Origin of the sequence: Anaerobacillus arseniciselenatis (assembly GCF_001865995.1) — a bacterium.
Classification (GTDB): Bacteria; Bacillota; Bacilli; order Bacillales; family Anaerobacillaceae; genus Anaerobacillus; species Anaerobacillus arseniciselenatis.
Genome location: NZ_MLQQ01000006.1, coordinates 1 through 25,403, shown reverse-complemented (window position 1 = coordinate 25,403; position 25,403 = coordinate 1). Strand labels below are relative to the sequence as shown.

Genomic DNA, 25,403 nt, shown 5'->3' with positions numbered 1-25,403 from the left:
TATGAACTGCAGTGACATTCAGAAAAAATTAGTCGATTACCATAAAGGGAAGCTAAGTTTAGAAGAATATAAAGAGGTTGGAGCTCATTTGGCATCTTGTAAACAATGCGCCAAAAAATATGATAAAATGGCCAACTCCCACATTCGTGAAGAAACCCCACACGTGCCCGCTCCGATTATGAAAAAATCGAAACGGTCACCTCGTGTGATGATCAGTGTTATGATATTGAGTTTGATCGTGGTTGCAGGCTTTGTTTATTATTATCAACTTTTGAGTAGTGATCAAGCGGTGTTCGGAGAAGCTGTCGACGTTCATACAGTTAATGAAGATATTCAATTGACGATTACTCATGTGGCGGCTAGTAACGAAGAAACGATTCTTTTTTTTGAAGTTGAAGACTTGAACAGTGACGAACATTATTTTATTGAGCCGACCGCGGTTTATGAGCAAGAAACAGCCGTTGGATTTCCAAATGAGCGTATATTAGTTCGAAATATAGAGGAAGTTGTTCCCGGGCTTACGAAAGGGCAAATTCATTTAGCGCCGATCGAAGACGATGAGCAAACATTGAGCATTGAAATTAAGATGCTTTTTACTTCGGATGCAGAACTCGAAACAGAAGATTGGTTTGATCGAGGCAATCGGGTGGTCGTTGAAGGCAGCTGGCAACTTGAAGTACCGGTAAAAAAATATGAGGCGAAAACGTATGAGCTAAATGAAGTGATCGATGTTCAAGGAGTTCCTGTTGAAATTCTCGAGCTAGTGCTTAGCCCGACGAGCACTGAGTTAAAATACAGTTATAAACGAGATCTTAGTAATGAACACAATCGTGAAATTCAACTATCTCATTTTGTTGCCAATGGTGAGCAGTATGATGTAAGAAACTATCTGCGCGGTGTCGTAGATTTTGAATTGCCATATATTCAAACCGCGATATTTGAAGGAATGTACTTTCAAGATTTAAAAAGTATCGAAGTTCATTTTGGAAAGATGGAACAATACGTAAATAACCAAGTCAAAATCGACTTTGATGTTACGGACTTGCCGTACACATTTGAATACATCGGTGAGCCGATCACAATTGAGACAGTAAAGATCGAGGATTATACAACAACATTAGTGATAAAAGAAGCCGTCGACGCAGACCGCTCTTATAATTTTTTACTATTAGATTTGAACTACTATCGTCATAGTGGTGGAATCGATAACTTCACCTATTATATTGTTGACCACAATATAGAAACAATTTGGTTTGATCGTGAAGGTGTGATGCATGAGGATCCAGTGGCTTCTCTTCCACAACAACAATTCCACGCTCCAGCACCACAACACGAATATCAACTTTTTTCTACGGAACAAACGATTGAAGTAAATTGGCAAGAAGGTGAAGAACCTTTTGTGCCAACATTTTTATATATTGAAGCTTATGCAAAAGCAACATTTTTAGATGAAGTTGCTAAAATTTCAATAAGGTAGAGGAAGTCCTATGGAACGAACTTTTCATTTATTCATGAAGGTTAAAAAAGGATAGAATTCATTAATTAGTTTAATGTCTGGATGATTTTTGCAGCCGTCTTGCGGATAGATATTCCTCGCCAAACATTTTGTTTTTGTAGCACAACTAAAGCGTTCCCATTACTTGATGGAACGCTTTTTTGATGAAAAATCTAGAATTGACTATCGTGGCTTAACTTCATTTCTTCCCATGGACGGAGCCGTTAAACCAAATTGTGATTTGATCGTTTTTACTTCGCACCATTTTCGTACTAGTCTTACCTCGTTCCCGTTCAGTACCTGTTTTTACTTTAGGTGTTTTTTTATTAGACTGCTTTTGTTTGGTGAGTGCAGCCGCTGATTGAATGTGAATTACTTTTTTAGGTCGGCTTTCGACTGGAATATCAACATCTTCGTGATTATGGCGATCGATTGGTGTTTCCTCAATCACCTTTTCAGTGGTAGTTTTATCATCTAAAACATTACGCACTTCACGAGTAGAATGTTTGATAAGCTCTTGCTCAACATCTTTTTTGGTCGTGAGTGCTGTGGGATGAACATCGAGAGCTTCAAGAATGCGTTTCTCACCATCTATCGTAGATATATCTTCAATAATTTTTTTGTTAAAATGAACTACCGTCGTTTTAATAATCTTTTGATCAATACGAACGACAGATGCTATGCTAGTCTTATCCTCGATATAACCTTCTACTAACTCTGGGAATTGTTCTTGATTGTTATTTGAAAAAACAATTTCACCGTAAGTTTTTACCTCAGTATTATTTTTAATATTAGAAAGGGATAATTGGTTTTTAACCTTCACTTGTGCACATTTCTTAAGGATTTTCTCTATTAATTTTTGTAATCGTTGACCATAAAAATGAGTCGCTAAAAAGTAGACGAGTGCAATCCCTACAAACGTTAAACGTAATTGAAGAATGTGGAGCGGAGATAAACCGCTACTTAAAAAAAATGTACTCGAAAAAGCGACTAAAAATACAACCCCACCGAACAAATATAAAACTTTCTCTGTGTTTGTCAGTTGTTCCCCTTTTGCTTGCTTCTCCATGACGCACACCCCTTAAGTTCGTCCTATAAAAAGAATCTGTTACTGAATCCTATGAATAAATAAATTAAAAAGAACGATATTTGTTGAGAGAAGGTTTGTAAACATTTACATAGTGCTAATGTTTGTATGGCGTGAAATTGGTGTGTTACACTATAGTTAATATAACATGGAGGTACATATCGATGAAAATTATCATTACGTTGTTGATCTTGATTGCGGTAATTATGGTCGGCGCAGGTGTAAAAAAACAAAATCGTAAAATGATCACCATTTCTGGGATTTCAACGTTTGCACTACTGCTATTGTATATGTTTTTATTTAGGTTTTAGGCATTAGTGATGGTCTAATAATCAGTTTCATTTGTTATACATCAAAAAAGCACCCGCTAAGGTGCTTTTTCTAATCAGTTCAGTTTTTACGAAAGCTGCATCGTTGTAATGCAAGTGTCGTCGCCTTCGAATGTTGAAAACTCAGATTCTGCAGTTTTTCCATCGTAAGCAATTGTAATTTGATACGTTCTATCTCGTGGTAGCCACAAGTCGATAAATCCGTTAGGAAGCGATTGTACAGTATCATCTAGTACGACATTACCTTCGTTGTCCTCAATATATACTTCGAAGTCTTCATTCACCAATTCGCCCTGACAACCTGTCAGGTTATGAATGCTTCAAGGATGGGTGAAATTGATATAAGGAGCAATGGAGACAAAAAATTCATCTTCAGGTAAGTTATAGAGATACTCGTTTTCGTCACCTTCTGTTACAATGAGTTGGTGAGAATTGATGCGAGCCACTTGACCTTCAATGTTACCCATACTGTGATCATGCACTAATTCTTTAATGTTATCCACTTCATTAACTTCTGCATTACTTTCGTCGTTTCCATCAGCGGAACAACCTACTACTAGTAGTGCGGATAACAATCCAATAACTGCTAAGATTTTTACTTTCACTGTATTCACCACCTTGGCTTAGTCTAGATGTAAATATTATAATCTTTTAAACTATAATTTTCTATCTCTAAGTATAATTATACTTAAATATATCTCTATAGTAATTTCACCATAAATTTCTCCTGAAATCAATAGGAGTTATTTGTCTATCTTATGAAATTTTTTCGAAGCGTTACTAGGAGACGTAGGAGCATCCCTTTAAAAGGAGGGCGATTTTCATACAAAACTAGCATGACGGTAACAGTCATGATCTAAGAAGTAAATGCCGGCCGAATTCTCTCACTTCTCTGTAAACCTCTATCGAGTTTTAGAGGCTCACTCGAGAAATCGGCCGGACATTTTATACAAATCTTCATGACAATTTCCTCATCCTCATCTAACATGTAAAAGACAGGTGGGTTGTCTACCGAACCAACAAATCAACAAACCAACTTTTACATACGAAACGCTCATGATTGGTGCTTGTGACCAACTACAAAAAATTTAGGATTAAAAGCTCTAAACTTTGCGATCAATTGCTTGTTCAACAATATCAAGGTAAAGGTATTGGAAAAAAAGCAACTCAATTAATGTTAGAAAAAATGGCTAAATTGCCAAACGCCCAAAAAATTGTCGTAGGCTACGATACAGAAAACATAGGCGCTCATAACTTATACCGTAGTTTAGGTTTTGTCGATCATGGCGATCGATTTGTAAAGAAATGGCCTTTATTAAGTTTTTAGGTTAGTTTTTGTAAATTAAAGCATCTGGAAATTTCTTGAATATAGATTAATTTCATTTAAAGGACGAAAGCGATTGCCAATTAAGGTGGTCGCTTTTTTGGTGTGAGGAAAAAAACGTTGCTGGCTTATAACGTAGGATCCCTTTAGCTTGGCTAATGCCCCATTAGTTGGATCGAGAGTAGCGTTTGGAAAGGATGGAGTTTTAAGCACTGGGCATAATAATTTTAATGACAATGAATAGGAGTGGAAAAATCATGCCAAATGATAAGAAAAGACAAAAAACAGTATTTAGAGATAATCAAGATTTAGTTCCAGAAGGCACTTTGCCAGGTGATAGGGAAGACCGAAGTGATAAAATGGGAACGTTAAATTCAGAAGAAATTCGTTTCAAAAATGCCGACGACATATACGATGAATATTGATAAAGGCGTAAATGGAGGATAAGTAAGGGCGTGTTTTAAAAGGACATACAGGCGCACTTGTAAAAATCTACGACGGTTTACTTAACTTTTAGGTGCGCTGGTCAGCAAATAGGAGCGTCACAATGAACATAAGCGCCATAAATGTCTTTGTTATATATATCGCTCGTTGTGAGCACGCGCGGACATGAGATCCCTTATTTCTTTTAAAAAGCCTATTTTAAAAGGCGGAGCGGACATCTTGTCCGGTAAGTTGAAATAATCACAGTGCCCCACCTTTGTGAAACATTTTACCTGGCATCACAAGATCGACTAAAAAATATATAGATACTCTTCTCCTTTAAGCCATTCATAAAGGTTCTTATTTTTAACTGATAAATCTTTAAGGAGTTTTGATGCAAGAAAATAACTAACATAAAGAAAAAAGTTTGGTAAAGGTATCGATACTATCCATAAAACTACTACTATTCCATGATGGCTAAAGGCAAACGCACCCGAAATCGCAATTATAATTATCCAGGAACTTATTTTAAAATTGTTTTCACCTTTAAAAGCCAACATTTCACATATTAAGAAGAAATAAAAAGTTAATGGTATGACGATGATACTCCACCATTTTATTGCAACGAGATACAAAACTGTGTTTAATAATAAAAAAAGAAGTGCCGATAGGTTACACGCACTGACGATGTTTTTTTCGAATAAAAAACTTCCGCCAAATTTTCTTTGCAAACTTTTAATATTCGCTTGAAGAAAAAAATTTCGTGCAACCGAACTACTAATTCCTATCTGTAAATTCCCTTTTGTTGCCTCTTTACGATAATCTTCGAATGTCATGTTAAAAACCTCTTTATATCAAGCGTTAAATTTATTATTTAACAAAAAGAGTTGATTAATGTATTTAGGTGGTCCCATGAAAGTAGTTCTCTTACTAGGAGGCAAAGTAATCAATTTCAGAACAAAGTTACTAAGCTTGAATACATTAGTAAAAAATATATGTTTTTTTAGGAAGGAGAAAATGAAATGGAGGAAAGATTAGAAGCAACTGTTCAAGAAATATTAAAATTACTAGGGGGGCAGTCTGATACGAAAGTCCGCTCTTTACTCGAGTCTTTATTAGAAGGTTCTAGAAACGCCAATCTAGTAAACTTAGATCTAGGAAATCAGCTTGACGTAAAATCTTTATTAAATATTAATACTGAGACGATTTTGCCACATACAATTGATCTAGATACTCTAAGAGAACTTCTTCAACAAATAGAAGAAAAAATTGAAGCATTAATAGAAAAAATCGTATGTTTATTAAAACAACATCAAAAAAAACGTAGAGTAGGTAAAGGTTTAGGAAAGCGTGATTCTCTTGAGAGAAAGCGGCTACTAACAGCGATTTTAGACTTAATTCAACTTATTAATCATAAAAATCTTATCGAAAAATTGGAAACTATCGTTAAAAAAGGAAAGTAAACGAGAGAAATAAATCTATATAAAATGTAACATTATTTTTGGAGGATGGATTAAATTTTAAAATAGAGGTGAAGTTTGATGCGAAGCCCATGGATGTAAATTTCATTAAAATTATAGCATCCCTTTTAAAATCGATAAAAAGCAGCTGTTAAAAGTAGTAGGATTTCAATTCCTCCTACTTTTTTTATATTTTATATATAAAATATTTTCCCTTTTGAATTAGCAAAAGATTTAGCATGGTTAAGAGGCATGTCATGTATAGAGAATAACAGAGAAAACACTGGATAATTATGTTAAAATATCAAGTGAAATATGGTACTGTATCAATGATAGACCATTCTAATAAATGAAAGGACAAAGAAAAATGAAAAGACTGACGAGTAAAGATGTAGATATCTTAAATTTTATAGCACAAATTCTAATGAAAATATGATCAAACTAAACGAAAAGCTAGGCTATAAAACGGAATACTATCGTATGGTTAAATATTTGCAGTAGATTAAGAGAGTGTCTTCGAACAATATTCGTTATCTGAAAATGATTTAGTTCTGATCACGATCAATGGGGCGAACTAAAAATTAATACTGATTACGGTTTTTATCATTATTTTCGCAGTTGAGTATAGTTTATGTTGATCAGCAGTTAGTTTTTGAAGATCAAATTAAATATAAAAGTTGAGGTGAAGTTTGATGCGAAGCCCATGAGTAGTTAATGATGAGGTCGTGTACGATCTTAAAGACGACAGATGGATTAAAAATGCGAATGAACTGAAAGCCACTCGCAAAAAAATCATTTTAACATTTGACGATGGACCTAGCCGAAACCTTGAGGCGATTTTAGACATTTTAAAGGAAAAGGATGTTCCGGCAATCTTTTTCTGGCAATCAAAGCTCCTTTATAAAGAAAGGCCTTGGCAAAGAGTTTTAGATGAAGGGCACGTAATCGGTGCACACTCCTTAAAACATAAAAATTTAGTGAACTTAAACTATGAAGAGCAATACAAACAGATTAATAAAAGTGTCGAGCAAATTGAAGAGATCACGAATAACAAGGTCACCTATTTTCGACCACCGTTCGGTCAATATAACGAAGATACGATGACGATCTTACATGAACTCGGTCTTACACCGATTATGTGGGATATATCCTCTTACGATTGGGTGAATAAAGATACTCCAGAAAAAATTGTCTGCAATGTGGTTAATCATATTTCAGAAGGGTCTATTATTTTGTTGCATGAATTAGAGCAGACAGTGTCTATTTTACCTACACTGATTGACCAAGTTAGGGAAAAGGGGTATGAGCTTACTTTGTTACAATAACCGTAGTCTAGGTTAGTGACGAAATATGGATGAACGGACAGGTAGAATTCAGTTAGGTAAATAAGGAACATGATTTTAAGAATTAACGGACAGAGCCCTTATTTGTCAAAAAACGAAGTAAAAAAATGCTGATTTAGAGGGGATCGGGGCTCTGGAGTGTCCTCCAAATAGCCAAAACTCAACAAATCTATGAAATAAGACCTCTCATATCCGCAAAAATGGGAGAGTGCCCAACACAACATCAGTTAACGTTCAGGAACTACAGTATTTGTAGAATACGTGTATCAAAACACAGATTGATGCACATAAATTACAGTATCTGTAAAATACGTGTATCAAAACACAGGTTGATGCACATGAATTACAGTATCTGTAAAATGCGTGTATCAAAACACAGATTGATGCACATGAATTACAGTATCTGTAAAATGCGTGTATCAAAACGCTAATTGATGCACATAAATTACAGTATCTGTAAAATACGTGCATCAAAACGCCAATTGATGCACATAAATTACAGTAACTGTAAAATTCGTGTATCAAAACGCCAATTGACGCACAGATATTACAGTAACTGTAAAACGTACGTATCAAAACAAATGTTTCATTCAAATTCGGTTACTTCACCCCGGTATAAGTGACTGAACCAAGCACGACCCCCGTCAAAAGGTCACGCGAGCCCTTCACGAGTACCCCAACCGAGTACCACATTCGTCAAAAGGTCACGCGAGCCCTTCACGAGTACCCCAACCGAGTACCACATTCGTCAAAAGGTCACGCGAGCCCTTCACGAGTGCCCCAACCGAGTACCACATTCATCAAAAGGTCACGCGAGCCCTTCACGAGTGCCCCAACCGAGTACCACATTCATCAAAAGGTCACGCGAGCCCTTCACGAGTGCCCCAACCGAGTACCACACTCGTCAAAAGGTCGCGCGAGAACTTCTCGCGTTACCGAACGAAGTGCCTCCCATAAGGGACCAACTATTGCGCACTTCCCCCCATACTGTACAATATCCATCTTGAACGGGTGCGATAGTTATGCGAAACATTTCAATGCCAAATTGAGGATCTCGGGCGTGACAAACAGGCACCCCCTATAAAATAATCAGTTCTTTGCTTGATGGTGTCAGTGTTTCGACGCCATCTTTTTTAATGACGACATCGTCTTCGAGACGGACGCCACCTAAGCCGGAAATGTAGATGCCTGGCTCAACGGTGAACACCATGTTTTCTTCTAAACGTTCGTTTGCTACGACAGTTGGCGCTTCGTGAAGTTCTAGACCGAGGCCGTGACCGATGCCGTGGATGAAATACTTACCGTAGCCGTGCTTTTCAATATAATCTCTACCAAGTTGGTCAAATTCTTTCACTGATAAGCCCGGTCTTGCTTTTTCTTTGGAAAATTCGAGAGTTTCGAAGACGACTTCGTATATTTTTTTTAGCTCTGAAGGTGGTTCACCAATTGCGACAGTGCGTGTCATATCGGAAAGATATCCGTTGTAAACGGCTCCGTAGTCTAATGTCAGCATATCACCATTTTCAATCACTTTATCGGTAGCTCGTCCGTGGGGAAGAGCTGACCTCCACCCGGAAGCGACAATTGGGTCATTAGAAGAACCACCAGCACCAAGCATTTGCATTTTAAAAATTAATTCTGCGCATATTTCTCGTTCAGTTACTCCAGGCTTAATCACGCCTAAAATGTGTTGAAATGCTTTTTCTGCAATTTTGGCCGCTTCTCGCATTTGCACTAATTCGTCCTCAGTTTTAATAATTCTTAGCGATTCTACTAGATTTGCAGTATTCTGTAATTCGATATTTAGTTTTTCACGATAGCGGTTAAATTGAGTTACACTCGTATGATCGGCTTCATACCCAAGCGTTGTAATATTCATACTTTTTACTTGCTGTGCGATGACTTCTAAAAGGTTTTTATGGTGCTCGACGATTTCGAATGGTTGTGCTTGCGCGTGGGCTTGCTCAATATAGCGACCATCCACGATTAATTTTGCTTCTGATAAAGAAATAAGCAGTACGCCAGCGGTTCCTGTGAAATCAGACATGTATCTTCGATTATAAGGGTTTGTGATTAAAATACCGTCCAGATTTTCGGCATTTAATTTTTCGCGAAGTTTTGTTAATTTCATTGTGCATCCTCTCCCATAAAAAATATGTATAGTATTATAGTAACATAAGTAATGAAGTGGGCGTGTTTGAGAACGATTTAGCTCAACTAGTTGTAGTAACCTTGTGGCCTGAAATAAGAAAATTAACCGCAATTTGTTCTATCAACCGTAGTCAATTAATATAATAGGATACAATTATCGCTTGCAATCTGATAGCAGTTGCAACATTTATGAGATAATGAATTTCATAATTCAATATTTTTGCCATTCAATGAATTTCATAATTCGTTATTTTCGCCACTACGATCAATATATAGTTACGTCAAAACCATTAGCAAACTATATATTGTTTAATGTGGCTCATTTTTCGTAATTATGAAATTCACTTCATTAAGTATTTATATGGAAATGCGTAAAATCACTCGCAACTAAATAGCAATTAATATGGTTCATTTTTGTAATTATGAAATTCACTTATGATAGAACAATGATTTTTAGGGGGAGTGATAAAAAATGGATGACGATTTAATTTTTGATCACTTTGGAGAAATAGAATCTTGGATTGTGAACGGTAAGCAATACGATTGGAATGGTGGATTTCACGTGCCGATTTTTGAACTGAAAAAATTATCCATTGAACAATTACCAATGAATGAAAGAATTCAACCGATTGACAAAGAAGATGAACAGTATATCATCCCTTCATTTCCTGACCTTCATTTAATTCGTGCAGAAGACGGGATGATCGCCAATATAGAGAGTACTTTTAACAAAAAGTATTGGTCACATGAGGTTGTGTCGATGCAATGTTTTATCCAATGTTTACTTGAAGAAATACAGAGTAAGGGAGAATTTCAGTTAATCGATTATATTAACCAAGATGCTGAAAATTTTGTAATTGAGTATGAAACGAAACTCGTCGATGTACAAAGTGTGAATGAGTCCCTTAAATCAGCGGTACATTCTTTAAAATCATTAGAAAAGCGCGTCAACTGGAGAATTGCTGAAAGACTCGAAAAGTGGGCAAAAGAGGTTAAGCGGAAATAGCCCAAGTGAATCAATGTTAGATTTTGTTGAGAACAGTGTTATAGCTGTTCTCTTTTTTAGCCAAAGCGTTTCCGATACCCACATTTTCTACATAATTCTTCGACGGCTTGTCTACGCGAAAATCCGTCGTAAAGCTCGTTTGCGCGGTTACTTTCGATAATTTCGGAAAAATCCATTTCGTACACGTTCCCTAAATTGATGACACCTTCTCCGTCAAGACAACAAGGGATAACGGTGCCGTTAGTAAGGATTGCTGCTTGATTTCTTAACGCGTGACAAAATCCGTGCCCCTCATCCTCTTGCTCGTTGAGAGCAGGCCACTTAAATTCATGGTCTTGGTTTAAATAAATCTGTTCCGCTATTTTTACACCACTACCAGGAACCACTTTTTCTTCAATTTGATAATCGAGCCCGAATTCTTTTTCAATAATTTCAAGTGCCTCACGATTCCGCTTTTTCTCAACGTTCGTAGCATTGTTTTGATCTAAGTTCCATAGTCGTAACGATACGATCATTTTACTTTGTGCAACCGCTTCTTTTGCAAACGAGAGAATAGTTGTAATGTATTGTAGACGATCCGTCGAATGAGGATGACCATCAAAGCTATGCAATGAAAAGTTCATTTGACGTATAGCTTTTTTCATAAAAATTTTACTTTTTGCTTTTTTAAGGAGTGTTCCGTTTGTCGTGATATTCACTTTAAACCCTTTTTCGGCACTAATGTCTAATAGTTCATCGATTTTTGGGTGAAGGAGGGGTTCTCCTTTTACGTGTAAATAAATATAGTCCGTATGTGGTTTGATTTGATCTAACACGTGTTTAAACTGCTCCACTTCGATAAACTGCTTTGCCCTTTCCGTCGGTGGACAAAAGTAACATGCGAGATTACAACTACTTGTAATTTCAACATAAACTTTGTTGAATTTTTTCATGGTGTTTTACTCCTTCAAATTGTCATTGAAGTAAATGATACCTTATGTGACGGGGGTTGTCACTTTATTTTGAGCAGTTGCTTACTTAGGGAGTCCAGTAATTTGAAATTATCTTGGAAATAAATGGGTTAATAAGTGATGTTACACGCACCATTATATGTTCGTTCATTAATAAGAGACGTTTTTTTCAAAGGGCGAACCCTAAAATTCAGTCTAGAGGCGGAATATAAATCAAGCTTTAGCACGTTTTGTTACTGCTGTTAGAAATATATCATAAAGGTAACAAATCGATTGTTGTTTTTTGTGACAAATAATAAATTGAAAGCAGGTACTAAAAATGCACAATAAAAGTTTTAGAACATTCCTTTTAATATGGGCAGGGCAATTCATTTCGGTCATCGGGACGAGTTTAACTTCTTTTGCATTAGGGTTTTGGGTGTTGACGGAAACCGGGTCTGTTACACAATTTTCGATGATCATTTTATCTGTCGTTCTTCCTACCGTGATTATCTCTCCTTTTGCTGGAGTTATTATCGATCGTTTTTCTAGAAAAAAATTAATGATGATGAGTAACTGTGTTGCTGCTTTTTCAACAAGTATAATTCTCGTTTTAGTTTTAACAAATAGTCTGGAGGTTTGGCATATTTACGTGACTTCAGCGTTAGCGTCGACTTTTAACACATTCCTGATGCCGACCTATCAATCGGTGATTTCCTTATTAGTACCGAAGCAACAGTTAAGTAGAGCAAATGGAATGATCCAAGTAGGTGAATCAGCGTCAATAATCATTGCGCCAACTGTCGCAGGACTTCTCCTTTATTTACATGGATTACAAGCAATCATTTTCATTGATTTATTCGCTTTTCTTATTGCGGTGACAACTTTATTTTTCGCAAAAATTCCTGAATTGGAAGTGAAGGCAACAACAAAATTAAATATCCAACAGTTCCTTGTAGAAGCAAAAGAAGGTTGGAACTATATTATGAGTCGACCTGGTTTTAAGTGGTTATTAATCTTTTCAGCGAGTATTAACTTACTGCTAGGTTTTGTTAATGTGTTACTTCAGCCGCTAATCATCACCTTATCTTCAGAACAAGTTCTCGGGGTCGTATTGTCGATATCAGGATTTGGGATGCTGTTAGGGGGAATTTTTATAAGCGTTTGGGGAGGTCCGAAACAACGAATTAAGGGAATATTCTACGGATGTGGAATGGCAGGAATATTGATATCTCTTGCTGGTTTTACGACGTCAATTGTGTTTATTACAGTATGTTTTAGCTTATTTTTATTCTTAATACCATTGGTCAATTCCTGTAGCCAGGCTGTTTGGCAAAGTAAAGTTGAGCCTAGCATCCAAGGGCGAGTCTTTACACTTCGAAGGATGTTTAGTATTTCGTTATATCCGCTTGCAATTATTATTGCTGGACCATTAGTTGACAAAGTATTTAATCCGCTAATGGCGGAAAATGGAATACTAGCTAATAGTATCGGTCAATTGATCGGATCAGGGGATGGTCGTGGGATCGGCTTATTATTTATACTTATTGGTTCGTTATTTGTAGTGGTAACTATGTTAATCTATCTTCATCCTAGAGTAAGAAATATGGAAATAGAGATACCTGATGCGCTAACTGATGATCCCGAACAACCAATAATGCAACCCGAGTCGGTGTAGAAATTCAAACTTTTTTTGGAAACCAACTGTATTCTTTTGACAACTTAGCTAAAAATACGTAAAGTATTTTTAGTTAGAGAATTTCATAATGCTTCATTAACGCGACTAAGATGCTACCTGGTTATTATGAAATTCACTCTCATACATATAAAAAATTTTAGGAGTGTATTAAATGGGAACACCAGAAATTCGAAAAGAGATTACCTTAAATGCGAATATACATCAAGTTTGGAATGCTGTTGCTACGCCTGAAGGCATTCGTTCTTGGTTTATGGAAAATGATTTTCAACCAACAGAAGGGCATGAATTTACGATTCAATCTCCTTTTGGACCAACTGCATGTAAAGTTGTAAAAATCGAAGAACCGAACGAAGTTGTACTTACGTGGGGAGAAGCAGGTTGGGTCGTTTCCTTTGAATTAAAAGATTTAGGTGACGACAAAACAGAAGTTACGTTAGTTCACTCAGGTTGGGGAGCGCCAGATGAGAAAATTCCAGGTCCAGGCCCGGATATGACAAACTTACAAATTAGAAATACGATGGACATGGGCTGGGAAGGGCTTCTAAATAATGGACTACGCAACGTTGTAGAAGCATAAACTCTGAAACAATACTCTAAATTTTTAGGGTGTTGTTTTTTTGTGAAATTTATAGTTAAAAGAGGGTGGGACAAAAGTGTCTGACGCCACGCGGTCCTACTAAATAAAGACGTACAGATTTATCATATGTCTATATTTGGTGCCTAGCGGTGTCTCACACTTTGTTTTGTCCCGAATCTTGTTAAACTTTGCTAAAAAACAATGAAAGGTGCCCCCTTCAGCATTTTAAAGCATCGGGAGGCACCTGACTTTTTGTTTTAAAGCAGTTTTCGAAACGAGGTTTTTAGAAGTTTGATTCTGTATAGAAAGTTAAATTAGTTTTGTTTATTAAATCATATCATTTAGTGTACAATAATTCTTTTGCTTTCCTTGGCTCGTGCCGCTCATCAATCGTTAATTTCAGTGATGGAACTTTTCCTTCACGATGAACTTTTATAAGCTCAGCTAAAATACTGATTGCTATTTCTTCAGGGGTTTCTGAACCGATATCTAACCCGATAGGTGAATAAACTTTGTTTAAGTGATCGAGAGGAAATCCTTCATCGACGAGTTCTTCTTTTAAAGCTCTAACTCTACGACGACTACCGATCATTCCCGTATATCCTGTCGGTTGTTGGATCACTTCTCGAAGGCATATTTTATCAAAACGATGACCACGAGTAATGATCACAACGTAAGTGTTCGGTGTAAATTCGATTTCTTGTAAACTATCTTCAAATCGATTACAAATGACTTCATCTGCTTCTTGAAAGCGTTCGCGGTTCGCAAACTGTGGTCGATCATCAACGACGGTTACATGATGACCAATCATTTTTGCCATCTTGGAAAGCGGAAGAGCAATGTGTCCTGCACCAAGGATGAGAAGATTGACGGTAGTGTCAGGTTGATCTATGAAAAGTTGATGTTCACCAAAACTGACGATCTTACTATTTTTTGTGTTATTATTTATTTCTAAAAATTGGAGTAGTTCCTCGTCGTTGTCTCCTAATAGGTTTCCGAACTTTTCACCATTAGAGGTGATCACCATTTTACTGCCAAGTGGACAAGTAGGGTGATTTTCATTTACAGATACTAAAAGAACGGGAGATTGCTTTTTTTCATATGCATCAATATATTTTAGTAATATATGATTGGAATCATTTTTTCCAGGTAAGAGGATATCTATAAAAACTTCCATAATCCCACCACAAACCATTCCTTCACCTTCAGCGACATCATCGGTCATATCAACGGTTCGAAGCGTCGGTGTAAGTGTCATAAGGGCAGTTTTGGCTTCATCGATAATATAGGCCTCTCCGCAACCACCTCCAATCGTGCCAAAGATTCGTTCGTCGTTTAAAATAAGCATTTTCGCCCCCGGACTACGAGGGGTAGACCCTTTTGCTGAGATAATCGTTACTAATGCAGCAGCTATATTTTCATTACAAACATGCTTTAATATTTTAGTAAATTTAGTATCCAATTTTCTTCCCCCTTATTTTTCGCCGTTTTTAAAATGGCTTCTAATACACCCCCGCTAATCGAACGGGCCTTATCAGAAATACTATCAATATGTTCACTTACATCTCGAGGATCGATATCGCCAATTTTCGTCCCTTTTTTTACTTCTAATCCTGAGTGAAGTAGTCCTCGTAAAATTCCAGAAATAGGAGCGTATACTGGGTCATTACCTACTTTTGCCACTAATTCTCCTGCGGTTACTGTTTCTCCAATTTGTTTCTCTGAATCGAAAACTCCTTTAGCGGGTGAGCGAATTAGTCGTTCTTTACTATATCCACCAATTTCACCGGGGACTCCTGAATCTGCAATTGCTTCGCCAGAGTAAATGACTGTGCCTAAATAATGGCCTCTTTGCGTTTCAACTACTGCATGCACATCTTCTCCAGCGGTAAATCCAGGTCCTAAACCGATCACGAGTGGAGCGTCTTGTAATGAAGTACCTAAGTTTTTTTTAGCAAGGATCGCATCGATGACAACGATCGGTTGAAAGTGCTGAATTGATTTCCACTCAGGGTCAACGAATATAGGGATTTGATTTAAGGATAAAGCTTGATTGATTTCATCATAGTTTTCGGCTAAAACCGCAGTCACTCCTTCAACCGTTGTTATATTGTTATAGACAGCGTCTGCAAATGCAACTGTTCTTCGTATGACTGTAGGCTTTGGAACTTCAAGCATTAGTATAGAAAAGCCACATTGAAAAAGTCGATGAGCGACACCTGTGGCAAGATCTCCTGCTCCTTTAATGACAACTAGTCCGTTAGACATAGATTAAACCTCCTACTAAGAAGTTGGTAATCATTCCAGGTATCTATATCTAGAATAATTCCTTGATCTTTTACATCGTTAAATAAAGTTTCATTTCGATTTGCAGCTATGATATGTTTTGCGCCAATGTCTCCTTGAAGGGAAAGTAGCTTTGACCTAAATTTTTTAGGGAATATAACGGGATGTCCATTCTTGCCTTGATAAGATGGAACGACTATTTTTCTTGATTCCATATGCAAGTCAACAAGATGATTTATTGTCTCAGATTTAATTAAAGGTTGATCTCCTAAAACAAACATAAGACTAGAATTGAGATTGGCAGCTTTAACTCCCGCAATCATCGATGAACTATGGCCTAATTCATATTCGGGATTAATAATGACACGAACAGGGAGACCTTGTAATTCGTTTGAAATGGTATCCGCTTGATGACCGAGGACTACTATCACCTTATCTACTTTGGTTTCAAGCAAGTTTTCTGTAACTACACGAATTAAAGACTTTTTATGAAAAGGAAGAAGTTGTTTCGGGCTTCCTAAACGGCTAGATTTACCTGCTGCAAGAATAATGGCTGTAATCAGAAGAGGTCACCCCCAAGAGATGTATAAATAATTAGAATATTAAGTATATTTATATTCTATACTAGAAAAGGTTTGCAGATGAAAAGAGGAGAACAAAAGTGTGTTTTTTAGGAGTGAATTGACAGAGGCAATCCGAAACTTATTGGACAGCCTCCGATGTTTTGAAGGTAAATGTTAAATACAATTATAATATTTAGAGTGAAACTAGAGTAGAAGACATATTCATTTTCAGCGTAAAACTTTGATGATTGGATCGCTATTGACGGCGGCACCAATTAACACTTTACAGACGGTTTTTTTTCTTAGGCACTCAGCGATTTTTTGAGCAGTTACGAGCTGATCGGATGATTCAACTTTATTAATAAACGGCACCCACTGACATTGATTAGTTAAACTGGCTTTGTATCCTTTAGAATGAACTAATAATGTAGAAATGACCTCATCGTTAAGAGGGGCTCCGATAGGAACGTTGGCAACGTTGGCGATAATTTCTGGACGATGAACGTATTCGTGGCTTATCGGTTGATTATAGCTATCGACACCGGTGACATGAATAATCGTGTCACAAATAGATGGAATGACTGGTTCGTGGTCGGCTTCACCCTTAAAAGATTTACCTGCAGAACCATCCGCTTCACATAATACAATGTCAGCACCAGCTTCAAAAAATAACGACATACAATTCGCGTTAATCCCCAGTAATTTACCATCGTCTGTTCGACTAGTACCAACAACGATTTCATTAGAAGCCCTAAGTTTGTTTTTAATATCGGCCAATAAATTGAAAGAACTTTCCGTAAGTAAAACATTGTGGATTTGTTCGTCAGGATAAAAAATTTTTGTCGTCGTTGTGAGCACAGTTTTATACCCTTTTAATTTTGCTTCTTTGGCGATGGCGAACATGGTCGTTGTTTTACCACCACCACCTACCAATGAAATTAACGTTTGCTTCTTTATATTTAACGCTTGAAAAAAGTTCATATTTAAAAACCTCGCTTATAACAATCTTCGACAATTTTAGTATACGTTGTTGAATGCGCTTACAATAAACGATAAACTATTAATATAGTAACATTTCGACGGTCAGAATGTTATAGTTGCAATCTTATTTTACAATATTTTTACTGGGGGGAGTTTTTTGTTACGAGTCGTAGTAGCAGAGGATCAAGATGTTTTAAGGTTTCAACTCGTTGACTTAATATCCACTTTAGATGAATTTGAAGTCATCTATTCTACCAATAACGGTAATGAGTTGTTTCATTTATTAAAAAAATACAAACCCGATATCGTTATCACAGACATCGATATGCCTGGAATGACAGGGGTTGAAGCGATTAAAGCGCTTAGAGAAGAAATACCAGAAACGGAAATCGTCTTTATTTCATCGTTTAACGAATTTATTAAACAAGCTGTCAAGCTATATGCCTTCGATTTTATTGAAAAACCTCTTTGCACAACGAGGCTTTTAGAAACTTTAGATAGGATCAAAAAGCGAATTTTAACAGATGATAAATTAATAGAATTTAAATTCGATCGTTCGATTCATTTGGTCAAGGCGTCAGATTTATTTTATGTGGAAGCGTATAAAAAGAAAACGATCGTAGTTTCGGACAAGGGTGAAATTGAATCGACGTATTCGCTGAAAAAAGTGGAAGACCTCCTTGAAGAAGACTATTTCTTTAAATCAAGCCGCTCTCATATCGTTAATTTAAAGAAAGTTCGAGGGATTGAACCTGTATCGAGAACATCTTATCAAATTAACTTTGAAAATAAGGATTTAGTCGCTTATTTATCCAAAAATCGCTATGAAGAATTCAGAAGTAGTATAAAAAAATATTTTTAGCCCAAAGGGTGGATGCTGTGCTAACAAAACATGTATTAATAACGATGTTTATTTATATTCCAGAAGCGCTTCTTACTTTATGTATTCCGTTAGCACTTTTAGGGGTGAAAGTGGAATGGAAAAAGATCTTGCCGATGGGAATTGTTTTTGGGACGGTCATGTATACGGTAGGGGTTTTCACTGGAAATTACATCATTGTCATATTAGTGCTTTACAGTTTAGTGGTTGGTGGGCTGAAACTTATTAAAGCGGCAGATTTTTATGAAATATCCATTTGTACAGCGATTACATTTAGTATTGTGCTTATGCTTGAATACATTTGTCTAAAAATTCTTTCTTTAAACATGGTCATTGACCCGATCACATTAGAAAATACCCCACTAAGAATTAGCATTTTTGCCGTACAAATTTTATTAGCTTTATGTATTTACCATATCATTAGAAATTTTAAGTTATCTATTTTTGATGAATAGTTCACGATGTACAAGAGGGGGCGAGATGTTGAAGAAAGATAACGTGATTAAAGAGTATTATAAAATTATATTACTTTTTACGGTGCAATTGATGCTTCTTTCCGTTTATGTCACTCATAGTTTTATGAAAGACCATGTTTATGTCCCTTCAAAAACAAATGAATTTATCGAGATTATTCTAGTCGTTATCATATTCTCCTTTTGTTTAAATTCTATATTTGTTGTAAAGAAGCTGTATCGAAAAGCGGTAGAGAAGCATATGTATCAAGTGAATAAACTAAAGTATTCCCACATCGAAGAGCAAAGTAAAATTCACCAACGTCATAAACATGATTTATTGAACCATTTAAATGTTTTAGGTGTACTAGCTCAAGAAGAGAAGTTAACTGAACTTAAGAGGTATTTAGCCGAGTACATAAATGAAATTAATAAAGTTCCGATTTCAATTGATACTGGTTTAAAAGAACTGGACATATTGCTATATTCTAAAATTAATCTTGCGCAAAAAAAAGATATTACTGTCACTTTAAAATGTACGACAGATTTTCATTGTAAAAAAAAGAGGAATATCATCAACTTAATATCGATTATTGGCAACTTATTGGACAATGCCATCGATGCTAGTGAAGTTTCCAATGATAAAAAACTATGTATACACATAAGTGAAGATCCTCTTGATTATTTAATTACGATTGAAAATAGTAGTCTAATATCCCCTTCTTTAAAAGAAGCGTTCAATAAAGGGATTTCTACAAAAGGTGAAGGTAGAGGCCAAGGTTTAAAAATTGTCAAAAATTTAGTAGAAAAGCTTGAGGGCCAGGTGAATTACTCTTTAACTGATGAACGTTTTAAATGTCGATTGGAATTACCTAAGCATATTTTATAAGAATAATAGACCGTTCATTCCTTATAGTAGCCTTTTTGTTCCTTATTTAAAAATAAGGGGCTTTTTTTATTTATAGTTTATTTAGAAATATTAGAATATTTAGACTAACGGAGGTGGCATTTATGGAAGTTTCCATGAAAACAGACAGTTTACAAAAGGCTTATAAAGATTTTGACTTTATTAAGCCAAACAGTTTGGAAGAAATAAGTGAAATTTTAGCTAAGGAAAAAGGGAGAGCGCAAATTGCTGCTGGGTGTACAGATATTATTCCGTCGCTTCGCAAAAAATTGATTTCCCCTGAAAAAATGGTAAGTATCAAAGGAATTCCGGGTCTATCGTATGTGGAGCAAGATGAAGATGTTGTTAGAATTGGTGCTACGACAACGATGACAGATTTAATTGAATCAGATTTAATACGTGAGAATTTCCCAGCCTTATTAAAAGCTGCAGAAAATGTAGGTTCTAGACATATTCAAAACAGTGCAACGGTTGTTGGGAATTTATGTAATGCTTCGCCTGCTGCTGATACTGCTCCGCCTTTACTTGTTTATCGTGCGGCATTAAAAATTATGAATCAAGGCAAGGAGAGAGAAGTTGAACTACGTAACTTCTTCTTAGGTCCGAGAAAAACAGTATTAGTTCCAGGGGATATTGTCACTGAAATTATTTTACCTTTCCCAAATGAAAATAGTAAAAGTCTTTTTATTAAACATGGAAAAAGAAAAGCTCTCGAAATTTCTATCGTAAGTGTTGCTGTCAATCTTTCTTTTGATGAAAATGGAAAAATTACGGAAGCGCATATTTCGTGTGGATCGGTGGGGCCGACTCCTATTTTAGCGGAAAAAACAGCTACAAAATTAGTAGGTTTAAAGGTTCAAGGAGATGAAGACCTGGCATTTATTTTGGAGGCTATCTCATCAGAAATTTCGCCGATTGATGATGTGCGTAGTACGGGTGAATATCGCCGCTATGTAACATGTGTGTTAACGAAAAGAGCAATTCTAGCATGTTGTGGTAAAGGAGACTATTAATATGAAAAAAGAAATCACTTTAAATGTTAATGGAAATGTATATCGAGGTGAAGTAGACACTCATCAAACGTTAAGCAACGTTTTAAGAGAAAATTTAAATTTAACAGGAACGAAAGAAGGCTGCGGAGTAGGGGAATGTGGAGCCTGTACCGTGATTGTCGAAGGGAGAAGTATTAATTCCTGTTTAGTTCTTGCTGTTGATATGGATGAAAGAGAAATTTCAACCATTGAAGGATTAGCCTCAAAACCAGGTGAAATTCATGACATCCAGAAAGCCTTCATGGATCAAGGGGCGATTCAATGCGGGTTCTGTTCACCAGGTATGATGATGTCAACGAAAGCTCTTTTAGATCAAGAACCGAATCCGACAGATACAGAAATTAAAAAAGGATTATCGGGCAATTTATGTAGATGTACCGGTTATACGAAAATATTTGAAGCAGTAAAAAGCTTAAAAGCAGAGGAGGTAAAATAATGGACTTCTCAGTGATAGGAAAAAATTATCATAGACAAGATGGGTTGCCGAAAGCAAAAGGAACGGCAAAATACGTTGCCGACCTTAAGTTTGACAATATGTTATACGGGAAAATATTAAGGAGCCCACACGCTCATGCGAAGGTACTTAGTATTGATATAACGAGGGCAAAAGAATTACCAGGCGTTATTGGAATTGTTACTCCTGAAGACTGTCCAGAAACAAAATTTAATATGGCGGGCTTTCCACCAGGTGAAGACTTTCCACTTCCGCAAGACCAATTGATCCTTACAGACCATCCGCTTTATGTAGGCGATCCGATTTGTGCCGTTGCTGCAGTAAGCGAGAGAGTGGCAGAAGAAGCACTTCAATTAATCGACATTGAGTATGAAGTGTTACCTCATGTGATTGATCGGCACGAAGCGATTAAAGATGATGCTGTTCAAATCAAAGAAGATGGAAACGTCATCAGTCGTTTTCCGTTAGCGTGGGGAGATGTTGACCAAGCGTTTGCAGAAGCTGATGTCATCGTTGAAAATCGCTACACAACTCAAAAAGCATACCAGTGTTCGATCGAACCATCGAGTGGCGTTGTTGCAATGTGGAATGATATGAAAAGACTCGTTGTTTATTCTCCGACGCAAATGCCACATCTCGTTCGCCGAATACTTGCTCAAGCGTTAGATGTTAGACCTGGCGATATTGAAGTGATCAAACCTCACGTCGGTGGAGGCTTTGGAAGCAGACTTGGAGTTGTTGCTTGTGAACCGATTGCTGCTTTATTATCGAAGCAGACAGGGAAACCCGTGAAGATCATCTATACAAGGGAAGAATCTTTAGAAAATACGGAGCAAAGACACCCAATCACTTATGAAATAAAAACCGCAGCAAAAGCAGATGGAACGTTGATTGGTCATGATATGAAAGCAATCGTAGATACGGGTGCTTATGCAACACACGGTCCATCAATCGGAATATTAGCTGGACTTTGGGGACTAACGATGTTTAAAACGCCTCATGTTCGGTATGAAGGAATTACGACATCTACAAATACAATGTACAACGGAGCGTATCGAGGATATGGTAATCCGCAATCGGTTTGGGCTGTTGAACAACAAATGGATTTAATCGCTGAAAAGCTGAATATCGATCCGATTGATTTAAGACGAAAAAATATGCTCCAAGAAGGAGATGTTTGGCCTTGGTCTGGCTATCCAATTGAAAGCTGTGGGCTACCAGAATGTCTCGATAAAGGGGAAGAAATCATCGGCTGGAAAGAAAAGCGTGCCAACAAACAAAACGACGGTGTCAAAAAGAGAGGTTTGGGCGTCGCTACAATGATGCATGTAAGTGGAGCAAAGCCAATTCTTCACGAACTATCAAGCGCTTTCGTTAAATTTAATGAAGATGGCACGGCTAATTTATTAATTGGGTCCGCCGAAATTGGCCAAGGGTGTAATACCGCTTTAATGCAAATTTGCGCAGAGGAATTAGGGATCAATTATGAGGACGTCATTGTCCCAGAAAATGTAAACACTGATTATACGATGTTTGATATAGGGTCACACGCAAGTCGTCAAGTTTACTCTACAGGTCACGCTGTTAAAAAAGCTTCTGCTGAAGCAAAAGAAAAATTACTTCAAGTAGCGTCTGCCATGTTAGGAGTTCATCCGAACGAACTAGATGCAAAAGAAGGAAAGATCTTTGTAAAGAAAGATCCAGAAAAATTCGTTACACATGCGGACGCCAACCTTGAAGCGCATTTTAGACATGACGGTAAACAAATTTGGGGAGCATGCAGTGAAAACCCACCAGGAAATCCCCCCGTTTATGCGGCTCACTTTGCTGAAGTTGAAGTGGATGTCGAAACAGGGGAAATCAAAGTGGTTAACTTTGTGGCCGCCCATGATACGGGCGTAATGATCAACCCGAACCTTGTTTACGGGCAAATCCAAGGTGCGATTCAACACGGTTTAGGGTATTCCTTAACGGAAGAAGTTCAAATTTGTCAAGAAACCGGTCGAGTTTTAAATCCAGACCTAGTAAACTATAAAGTCTTCACAATGGAAGACATGCCAGACTTTGATATCGTTGTAGTTGAAGCTGCAGCTAAATCATCTTCACACGGACAAAAAAGTGTCGGAGAGTCCGGACTCGTTCCTACAGCCGCCGCGATTAGCAACGCAGTATATGATGCGATCGGTGTTAGAATTACAGATTTACCGATAACTCCGGAAAAGGTTTTAAAAGCATTAGGTAAGTTAACTCCTACAGTATAATACGAAATCAATCCCTTTTTTGTAACTAACGCAAAAAAGGGATTTTTTGACATTAATTTTAGGTTATTCTTGATGAAAATAATAATCGGGTAGCATAATTGTCTGTCCACAACACATTGTAATAAGTTAAGGTATTTGTGCCACGATCCGGCGTTTAACAAAAGTTTAAGTTATTTTTAGGTGGCCTTAACCCCCGTTTGTGGTTATCGGTGGTAAAATATACAAAAGTGTCATTATTACACAAAGCTGTTCGAGAGAAGTTGCGTCTGGAATAATAGATGTGTAGGAGTTAGGAGTGGGTGGAAAAATGTTTACGTTAGTATTGGCAGAAAGAAAATTATCAAGTGAAGAGATCGAGAGAATGGGAGAGTTATACAAGGTAAATACCCCAGTTCCAAAAAAAGAAGTAGACACAAAACTAATACATACAGGTCTAGTATTATATTGCTCTTTAATAGATAACAAGGTAGTAGCTTTAAACGACTTAGACGGTTCACATCCCTTTTATCATAAAGATGGTAGTATAAAGGAAGTTTGGACAGATAGGAGATAAAATAATGTTTACGAACCTATTCGAGTGAATTTTATAATTTAATGAATTTCATAATTCAATATATCGATCTCGGTGGCGGAAATAATGAATTATGAAATTCATTCATTGACTCACTTAACTTCATTTATAAATATGAATTTTGTACAAGAAAGGAGAGATGAGTTTTGGATGTAGGGGTAAAGGTTTTGTACAAAGATAATATTTACATAATTGCTCATGATTATAATAACGGTCAAGTAGAGATAAAGAAGGAAAACGAAGATTATAAATATGTTGTAGCAAATAAGTCGGAATTAAAACGATTAGACGATGCCTAAATGTTTTGCAGAATTAGTAAAAGCATCTCTTGTTGGCAATGAATTATCACCTGAATATTTGAGTTGAATTACGAAATTCATTAAACTTAGAGAGAAACGACAAGTGACTGTTCTTTTAAAAGAGGATTCTCACCCTACGCAATGGGGAATGTGTCATAAATTAATCAAATTAGATAATAATAGCTGTAAACGAAATACTTAATTCGAGTTTCTTCTATTTATTACCTTAAAAACTTGGAATTAAATGTTGTGTTACTTTTTTTATTATGGTATATTATTTTTTACCGCTGATTGAGCAGCGAACATAGTAGCTTTTTCTTTTCGGGAGCTTTTAAAAACCTTTTAAAAAACTACTTGCGTAGAATTGAATATTTTGTTATAATAATTTTTGTCGCTAAAACAAGTGATTGAATTGATTTTGAAAACAACTCGAAAAAGTTGTTGACGCAATTAAGTTATCCTGATATAATAAAATTCTTGTTGTTGAAAATGACAGCGAGTGGATTTAGAAGCGAAGAGATTTGAAGCTTATAAATTACCAGATCGTCCTTTGAAAACTGAACACACAGCCAAGCGAATTAAGAAAGGTGGAAGACAGCACTTAATAGTGAGGTCTGAAACTTTAAAAAGAGATATAAAAATCTCGTCAATGTTTTATTTTGAGCTTTATCAAACACTTTTATGGAGAGTTTGATCCTGGCTCAGGACGAACGCTGGCGGCGTGCCTAATACATGCAAGTCGAGCGGAGTTTTAAAAGCTTGCTTTTAAAACTTAGCGGCGGACGGGTGAGTAACACGTGGGCAACCTGCCCTGTAGACTGGGATAACTTCGGGAAACCGAAGCTAATACCGGATAATCTTTGGAGCTTCATGG

26 protein-coding genes and 1 rRNA gene are annotated in these 25,403 nt (G+C 36.7%); 18 read left to right on the top strand and 9 right to left on the bottom strand.

Annotation, left to right across the window (positions count from 1 at the left end; translation table 11 throughout):
- The first annotated feature begins 1 nt into the window (after position 1).
- Positions 2-1,477 (top strand): zf-HC2 domain-containing protein, encoded by a 1,476-nt coding sequence (locus BKP35_RS06475; RefSeq protein WP_071312560.1) that lies wholly within the window; start codon positions 2-4, stop codon positions 1,475-1,477.
- Positions 1,478-1,694: 217 nt separating this feature from the next.
- On the opposite strand, the gene BKP35_RS06470 is transcribed toward BKP35_RS06475, so the two are convergent.
- Positions 1,695-2,564: a hypothetical protein gene (locus tag BKP35_RS06470; RefSeq protein WP_071312559.1), complete on the bottom strand. Its 870-nt coding sequence runs from the start codon at positions 2,562-2,564 to the stop codon at positions 1,695-1,697.
- A 182-nt stretch (positions 2,565-2,746) separates the two neighbouring features.
- Between BKP35_RS06470 and BKP35_RS19420 the strand changes: the two genes are divergently transcribed.
- On the top strand, positions 2,747-2,893 hold the full coding sequence (locus BKP35_RS19420; protein WP_169819156.1) for a hypothetical protein: 147 nt from the start codon (positions 2,747-2,749) through the stop codon (positions 2,891-2,893).
- A gap of 86 nt (positions 2,894-2,979) precedes the next feature.
- On the opposite strand, the gene BKP35_RS19820 is transcribed toward BKP35_RS19420, so the two are convergent.
- The gene (locus BKP35_RS19820) at positions 2,980-3,516 is read right to left on the bottom strand and encodes a CueP family metal-binding protein (RefSeq protein WP_211274600.1); all 537 of its coding nucleotides are present in this window, start codon (positions 3,514-3,516) and stop codon (positions 2,980-2,982) included.
- Between the two features lie 515 nt (positions 3,517-4,031).
- Between BKP35_RS19820 and BKP35_RS19140 the strand changes: the two genes are divergently transcribed.
- Both BKP35_RS19140 and BKP35_RS19415 read left to right on the top strand, forming a co-directional pair.
- Positions 4,032-4,238, top strand: coding sequence for a GNAT family N-acetyltransferase (locus BKP35_RS19140; protein ID WP_071312556.1), 207 nt, complete (start codon positions 4,032-4,034; stop codon positions 4,236-4,238).
- A 254-nt stretch (positions 4,239-4,492) separates the two neighbouring features.
- On the top strand, positions 4,493-4,660 hold the full coding sequence (locus tag BKP35_RS19415) for a hypothetical protein (RefSeq protein ID WP_169819155.1): 168 nt from the start codon (positions 4,493-4,495) through the stop codon (positions 4,658-4,660).
- A 309-nt stretch (positions 4,661-4,969) separates the two neighbouring features.
- Here the strand turns inward: BKP35_RS19415 and BKP35_RS06450 are convergent, their stop codons facing one another.
- On the bottom strand, positions 4,970-5,494 hold the full coding sequence (locus BKP35_RS06450) for a hypothetical protein (RefSeq protein ID WP_071312555.1): 525 nt from the start codon (positions 5,492-5,494) through the stop codon (positions 4,970-4,972).
- 186 nt (positions 5,495-5,680) lie between these two features.
- Between BKP35_RS06450 and BKP35_RS06445 the strand changes: the two genes are divergently transcribed.
- A complete protein-coding gene (locus BKP35_RS06445; protein ID WP_071312554.1) occupies positions 5,681-6,121 on the top strand; it encodes a hypothetical protein in 441 nt (146 codons plus the stop codon).
- A gap of 722 nt (positions 6,122-6,843) precedes the next feature.
- Entirely contained in the window at positions 6,844-7,443 is a 600-nt protein-coding gene (locus tag BKP35_RS06440; RefSeq protein ID WP_071312553.1) for a polysaccharide deacetylase family protein, read from the top strand.
- A gap of 1,096 nt (positions 7,444-8,539) precedes the next feature.
- Here the strand turns inward: BKP35_RS06440 and BKP35_RS06435 are convergent.
- The gene (locus BKP35_RS06435; RefSeq protein WP_071312552.1) at positions 8,540-9,592 is read right to left on the bottom strand and encodes a M24 family metallopeptidase; all 1,053 of its coding nucleotides are present in this window, start codon (positions 9,590-9,592) and stop codon (positions 8,540-8,542) included.
- A gap of 492 nt (positions 9,593-10,084) precedes the next feature.
- On the opposite strand from BKP35_RS06435, the gene BKP35_RS06430 reads away from it, so the two are divergent.
- The gene (locus BKP35_RS06430) at positions 10,085-10,618 is read left to right on the top strand and encodes a hypothetical protein (RefSeq protein WP_071312551.1); all 534 of its coding nucleotides are present in this window, start codon (positions 10,085-10,087) and stop codon (positions 10,616-10,618) included.
- Positions 10,619-10,674: 56 nt separating this feature from the next.
- Here the strand turns inward: BKP35_RS06430 and BKP35_RS06425 are convergent, their stop codons facing one another.
- The gene (locus tag BKP35_RS06425; RefSeq protein ID WP_071312550.1) at positions 10,675-11,550 is read right to left on the bottom strand and encodes a radical SAM/SPASM domain-containing protein; all 876 of its coding nucleotides are present in this window, start codon (positions 11,548-11,550) and stop codon (positions 10,675-10,677) included.
- Between the two features lie 337 nt (positions 11,551-11,887).
- Here BKP35_RS06425 and BKP35_RS06420 point away from each other — a divergent pair, with 337 nt between their 5' ends.
- Positions 11,888-13,225, top strand: coding sequence for an MFS transporter (locus tag BKP35_RS06420; RefSeq protein WP_071312549.1), 1,338 nt, complete (start codon positions 11,888-11,890; stop codon positions 13,223-13,225).
- Positions 13,226-13,397: 172 nt separating this feature from the next.
- Positions 13,398-13,823, top strand: coding sequence for an SRPBCC family protein (locus tag BKP35_RS06415; RefSeq protein ID WP_071312548.1), 426 nt, complete (start codon positions 13,398-13,400; stop codon positions 13,821-13,823).
- Between the two features lie 337 nt (positions 13,824-14,160).
- Here BKP35_RS06415 and BKP35_RS06410 read toward each other — a convergent pair whose 3' ends face one another.
- The 4 genes from BKP35_RS06410 to yqeC all read right to left on the bottom strand — a co-directional run bounded on the left by BKP35_RS06410 (position 14,161) and on the right by yqeC (position 17,653).
- Positions 14,161-15,285 carry an XdhC family protein gene (locus tag BKP35_RS06410; protein ID WP_071312547.1) on the bottom strand — a complete coding sequence of 375 codons (1,125 nt, stop codon included), beginning with the start codon at positions 15,283-15,285 and terminating at the stop codon, positions 14,161-14,163.
- A complete protein-coding gene (gene yqeB, locus BKP35_RS06405) occupies positions 15,258-16,091 on the bottom strand; it encodes a selenium-dependent molybdenum cofactor biosynthesis protein YqeB (RefSeq protein ID WP_071312546.1) in 834 nt (277 codons plus the stop codon). The genes BKP35_RS06410 and yqeB overlap by 28 nt, the downstream gene beginning before the upstream one ends.
- Positions 16,076-16,657 carry a nucleotidyltransferase family protein gene (locus tag BKP35_RS06400; RefSeq protein WP_245741895.1) on the bottom strand — a complete coding sequence of 194 codons (582 nt, stop codon included), beginning with the start codon at positions 16,655-16,657 and terminating at the stop codon, positions 16,076-16,078. The genes yqeB and BKP35_RS06400 overlap by 16 nt, the downstream gene beginning before the upstream one ends.
- 243 nt (positions 16,658-16,900) lie before the next feature.
- Positions 16,901-17,653, bottom strand: a complete 753-nt coding sequence (gene yqeC, locus BKP35_RS06395) for a selenium cofactor biosynthesis protein YqeC (RefSeq protein WP_071312544.1) — start codon at positions 17,651-17,653, stop codon at positions 16,901-16,903.
- Between the two features lie 157 nt (positions 17,654-17,810).
- Between yqeC and BKP35_RS06390 the strand changes: the two genes are divergently transcribed.
- The 9 genes from BKP35_RS06390 to BKP35_RS06355 all read left to right on the top strand — a co-directional run.
- Entirely contained in the window at positions 17,811-18,515 is a 705-nt protein-coding gene (locus BKP35_RS06390) for a LytR/AlgR family response regulator transcription factor (RefSeq protein ID WP_071312543.1), read from the top strand.
- Positions 18,516-18,532: 17 nt separating this feature from the next.
- Positions 18,533-18,988 carry a hypothetical protein gene (locus BKP35_RS06385; RefSeq protein ID WP_071312542.1) on the top strand — a complete coding sequence of 152 codons (456 nt, stop codon included), beginning with the start codon at positions 18,533-18,535 and terminating at the stop codon, positions 18,986-18,988.
- A gap of 28 nt (positions 18,989-19,016) precedes the next feature.
- On the top strand, positions 19,017-19,874 hold the full coding sequence (locus BKP35_RS06380; protein WP_169819153.1) for a sensor histidine kinase: 858 nt from the start codon (positions 19,017-19,019) through the stop codon (positions 19,872-19,874).
- A 122-nt stretch (positions 19,875-19,996) separates the two neighbouring features.
- Positions 19,997-20,905 (top strand): FAD binding domain-containing protein, encoded by a 909-nt coding sequence (locus tag BKP35_RS06375; RefSeq protein ID WP_084031492.1) that lies wholly within the window; start codon positions 19,997-19,999, stop codon positions 20,903-20,905.
- Between the two features lies 1 nt (position 20,906).
- The gene (locus BKP35_RS06370; RefSeq protein ID WP_071312541.1) at positions 20,907-21,380 is read left to right on the top strand and encodes a (2Fe-2S)-binding protein; all 474 of its coding nucleotides are present in this window, start codon (positions 20,907-20,909) and stop codon (positions 21,378-21,380) included.
- The gene (locus BKP35_RS06365; protein ID WP_071312540.1) at positions 21,380-23,659 is read left to right on the top strand and encodes a xanthine dehydrogenase family protein molybdopterin-binding subunit; all 2,280 of its coding nucleotides are present in this window, start codon (positions 21,380-21,382) and stop codon (positions 23,657-23,659) included. Before BKP35_RS06370 ends, BKP35_RS06365 begins: the two co-directional genes overlap by 1 nt.
- Positions 23,660-23,966: 307 nt before the next feature.
- The gene (locus BKP35_RS06360; RefSeq protein ID WP_139192816.1) at positions 23,967-24,212 is read left to right on the top strand and encodes a hypothetical protein; all 246 of its coding nucleotides are present in this window, start codon (positions 23,967-23,969) and stop codon (positions 24,210-24,212) included.
- A gap of 164 nt (positions 24,213-24,376) precedes the next feature.
- Entirely contained in the window at positions 24,377-24,529 is a 153-nt protein-coding gene (locus BKP35_RS19410) for a hypothetical protein (RefSeq protein ID WP_169819152.1), read from the top strand.
- A gap of 678 nt (positions 24,530-25,207) precedes the next feature.
- A 16S ribosomal RNA gene (locus BKP35_RS06355) occupies positions 25,208-25,403 on the top strand; the annotation flags it as partial.